This window comes from Caballeronia sp. M23-90, assembly GCF_053574605.1.
Map to the genome: position 1 here is coordinate 1 of NZ_JBSIPA010000530.1, position 4,255 is coordinate 4,255.

Consider the following 4,255-nt stretch of genomic DNA (forward strand, 5'->3'; position numbering starts at 1 on the left):
CGTCGCCCGGGAAATCGTACTTCGACAGAAGCTCACGCACTTCCATTTCGACGAGTTCCAGCAACTCGGCGTCGTCCACCATGTCGCACTTGTTCAGGAACACGATGATGTACGGCACGCCAACCTGGCGAGCCAACAGGATGTGCTCACGCGTTTGCGGCATCGGGCCGTCTGCAGCCGAACACACCAGGATTGCGCCGTCCATCTGCGCTGCACCCGTAATCATGTTCTTCACATAGTCGGCGTGACCCGGGCAGTCAACGTGCGCATAGTGACGCGCGGCCGTTTCGTACTCGACGTGTGCCGTGTTGATCGTGATACCACGTGCCTTCTCTTCCGGCGCCGCGTCGATCTGGTCATACGCCTTCGCTTCGCCGCCGAACTTCTTCGACAACACCGTTGCGATTGCTGCCGTCAGCGTGGTCTTGCCGTGGTCGACGTGACCAATCGTGCCTACGTTGACGTGCGGCTTGGTCCGTTCGAATTTACCTTTTGCCATGATTACCTTCTTTCAAATTTGTTAATCGGTTAAAGACTTTTGGCCTGCCGAATTACTTGGATTTAGCGTTGATGATCGCTTCGGAGACGTTACGCGGCGCTTCCGAATAATGCTTGAATTCCATCGTGTACGTAGCGCGACCTTGCGTCGCCGAACGCAGCGACGTCGAGTAGCCGAACATTTCCGACAGCGGGACTTCAGCGCGTACGATCTTGCCGCCGCCAATCATGTCTTCCATACCCTGGACGATACCGCGACGGCTCGACAGGTCGCCCATCACGTTGCCCATGTAGTCTTCCGGCGTTTCGACTTCCACGGCCATCATCGGCTCGAGGATAACCGGGTTTGCACGGCGCATTGCTTCCTTGAACGCCATCGAACCTGCCATGCGGAATGCATTTTCGTTCGAGTCAACGTCGTGGTACGAACCGAAGGTCAGGTGAACCTTCACGTCGACCACCGGGAAGCCAGCCAGCACGCCTGCTTTCAGCGTTTCCTGGATACCCTTGTCCACAGCCGGGATGTACTCGCGCGGAATCACACCGCCCTTGATCTCGTCCAGGAACTCATAGCCCTTGCCTTGCTCGTTCGGCTCAAGCGTAATGACAGCGTGGCCGTACTGACCGCGACCGCCCGACTGCTTGACGAACTTGCCGTCAACGTCTTCTGCCTTGCCGCGGATGGTTTCGCGATACGCGACTTGCGGCTTGCCGACGGTTGCTTCAACACCGAATTCACGCCGCATACGGTCAACCAGAATTTCCAGGTGCAGCTCGCCCATACCCGAAATGATGGTCTGGCCCGACTCTTCGTCGGTTTGAACGCGGAACGACGGATCTTCCTGAGCCAGGCGGTTGAGCGCGAGGCCCATCTTTTCCTGGTCAGGCTTGGTCTTCGGTTCCACAGCCTGCGAAATCACCGGCTCCGGGAAAATCATGCGCTCGAGAACGATCGGATGCGCCGGATCGCACAGCGTATCGCCAGTGGTCGCGTCTTTCAAGCCAACCGCAGCAGCGATGTCGCCTGCATGCACTTCCTTGATTTCTTCGCGCTGGTTTGCGTGCATCAGCAGAATACGGCCAAGACGTTCCTTCTTGTCCTTGGTCGCGTTCAGCAGCGTGTCGCCCGACTTGGTCGTACCCGAATACACGCGGAAGAAGATCAACTGGCCGACAAACGGGTCGGTCATGATCTTGAACGCGAGTGCCGAGAACTTTTCGTCGTCAGCGGCGCGACGTTCAGCACGCTCACCATCTTCAAGTTCGCCCAGAACCGGCGGAATGTCGATCGGCGAAGGCAGGAAGTCGAGCACAGCGTCCAACATGCGCTGCACACCCTTGTTCTTGAACGCGGTGCCGCACAACATAGGCTGGATTTCACAAGCAATCGTACGGTCGCGAAGACCCTTCACGATTTCCTCTTCGGACAGTTCGCCCGTTTCGAGGTACTTGTTCATCATTTCTTCGTTCGATTCCGCGGCGGCTTCGACCATCTTCTCGCGCCATTCGTCGCACGTATCCTTGAGCTCTGCCGGGATTTCTTCGTACGAGAACTTGGTGCCCTGGGACGCTTCGTCCCAAATGATCGCCTTCATCTTGATCAGGTCAACAACGCCCGTGAACGTGTCTTCCGCGCCGATAGGCACGACGACCGGAACCGGGTTTGCCTTCAGACGCAGCTTGAGCTGGTCGTAGACCTTGAAGAAGTTCGCGCCGGTACGGTCCATCTTGTTGATGAACGCGAGACGGGGAACCTTGTACTTGTTGGCCTGGCGCCACACGGTTTCCGACTGGGGCTGAACGCCGCCCACAGCGCAATAAACCATGCACGCACCGTCGAGCACGCGCATGGAACGTTCAACTTCAATAGTGAAGTCGACGTGTCCCGGGGTGTCGATGATGTTGATGCGGTGCTCGGGGCGGTCGCCGGCCATGCCTTTCCAGAAGGCCGTCGTTGCTGCCGACGTGATGGTGATGCCGCGCTCCTGCTCCTGCTCCATCCAGTCCATCGTTGCTGCGCCGTCGTGAACTTCACCGATCTTGTGATTCACGCCTGTGTAAAACAGAATGCGTTCGGTCGTCGTCGTCTTGCCAGCATCGATGTGAGCGCTAATACCGATATTGCGGTAGCGCTCGATAGGTGTCTTGCGAGCCACTTTGAATCCTTAATTGGGTCGACGCAGCCGGCACATGCCGGTTACGCCCTAACACAAACGGGCGAGGCGCTTGGTAAGCGCACCCGCCCGGAGGTTTTCCGTTCGTCCCAGGTCGGGAGGCCTGAATTTCAGCCTTAGAAGCGGAAGTGCGAGAACGCCTTGTTGGCTTCTGCCATCCGGTGAACTTCGTCGCGCTTCTTCATCGCGCCGCCACGGCCTTCCGCGGCTTCCGAAAGCTCACCTGCGAGACGCAGGGCCATCGACTTCTCGCTGCGCTTTTTCGCAGCTTCGCGCAACCAACGCATCGCCAATGCCATACGACGCGACGGACGCACTTCCACTGGAACTTGATAGTTCGCACCACCAACGCGGCGGCTTTTCACTTCCACAACCGGCTTCACGTTGTTGAGCGCACCCGTGAACACCTCCAGCGGGTCCTTGCCACCCTTGGTCTGGATCTGTTCAAAAGCACCATAAACGATACGCTCGGCAACCGACTTCTTGCCCGACAGCATGATCACGTTCATGAACTTGGCTACATCTACGTTGCCGAATTTCGGATCCGGCAAAATGTCCCGCTTGGGGACTTCGCGACGACGCGGCATGATTCTTCCTTTGATTTTTCAGTTGGAGCCACTTCGGCTCCACGGTCACCAACTAACCCGATCTATCTATCGACTAACCAGCTTGGCCGGGTGACCACTTACTCGACAGCACCGGCACATCCGGCACCACCGCTTGAACGCCCTGTTACAGGCAACCTGTACTGCTCAACTGGCAAAAAACTTACTTGCCAGCCTTGGCGCGCTTCGCACCGTACTTCGAGCGAGCTTGCTTACGATCCTTGACGCCCTGGGTATCCAGCGAGCCGCGAACCATGTGGTAACGCACACCCGGCAAGTCTTTCACACGGCCGCCGCGAATCAGCACTACCGAGTGTTCCTGCAGGTTGTGGCCTTCACCACCGATGTACGAAATGACTTCAAAACCGTTCGTCAGACGAACTTTTGCAACTTTACGAAGTGCCGAGTTCGGCTTCTTCGGCGTCGTCGTGTACACGCGAGTGCACACGCCGCGACGCTGCGGGCAGTCCTGCAAAGCCGGCGACTTGCTCTTCACTGTTTCTGAAGCGCGGCCTTTGCGAACCAATTGATTGATGGTTGGCATTGTCTATTCCTAAATTGATCAAAATCGGCGCTCCCGTTTCGGGCAAAGCAAAACGGACTGCGCGCCGAGCACTCCGGCTCCTGGTTCATGCGTGCGAGGAAATCCTCGCTAGCAGATCCAAGAACGAGAACCTAGCATCATAGTCTGAAATTCGTAATGCGGTCAATAGCTTGGGGGTCGGCAGGAGTAGCCGGCGCGCAAAAAGCTAGTCAGCGCCGACCACTTCGAGCAATTCGTCGCCAAACCGATCGAGCTTGCGCGCCCCGATACCGGGAATCTGCCGCAAATCCTCAATGGAATCCGGCTCGTTGCGCGCGATCTCCGCCAGCGTTGCGTCATGAAAAATGACATATGCCGGCACGCCGTCGCTTTTCGCCATGCTCGCGCGCCACGATACCGGGAATCTGCCGCAAATCCTCAATGGAATCCGGCTG

General features: G+C 57.5%; 5 protein-coding genes. All 5 read right to left on the reverse strand.

Annotated features, from left to right (window positions below; all coding sequences use genetic code 11):
* Positions 1-499 (reverse strand): GTP-binding protein (locus tag ACRXB1_RS31805; protein WP_449494295.1); only part of this gene is annotated, 499 nt, incomplete at its 3' end.
* Between the two features lie 52 nt (positions 500-551).
* On the reverse strand, positions 552-2,654 hold the full coding sequence (gene fusA / locus ACRXB1_RS31810; RefSeq protein ID WP_062000490.1) for an elongation factor G: 2,103 nt from the start codon (positions 2,652-2,654) through the stop codon (positions 552-554).
* 134 nt (positions 2,655-2,788) lie between these two features.
* Positions 2,789-3,259, reverse strand: a complete 471-nt coding sequence (rpsG, locus tag ACRXB1_RS31815) for a 30S ribosomal protein S7 (protein WP_031361587.1) — start codon at positions 3,257-3,259, stop codon at positions 2,789-2,791.
* Between the two features lie 181 nt (positions 3,260-3,440).
* Positions 3,441-3,821, reverse strand: coding sequence for a 30S ribosomal protein S12 (gene rpsL / locus ACRXB1_RS31820; protein ID WP_035935550.1), 381 nt, complete (start codon positions 3,819-3,821; stop codon positions 3,441-3,443).
* A gap of 205 nt (positions 3,822-4,026) precedes the next feature.
* Positions 4,027-4,255 (reverse strand): HRDC domain-containing protein (locus ACRXB1_RS31825; protein WP_449494296.1); only part of this gene is annotated, 229 nt, incomplete at its 5' end.

Bases quoted from the DNA above. Each gene is read 5' to 3' on its own strand.
- rpsG (WP_031361587.1), bottom strand. From the start codon at position 3,259: ATGCCGCGTCGTCGCGAAGTCCCCAAGCGGGACATTTTGCCGGATCCG.
- rpsL (WP_035935550.1), bottom strand. From the start codon at position 3,821: ATGCCAACCATCAATCAATTGGTTCGCAAAGGCCGCGCTTCAGAAACA.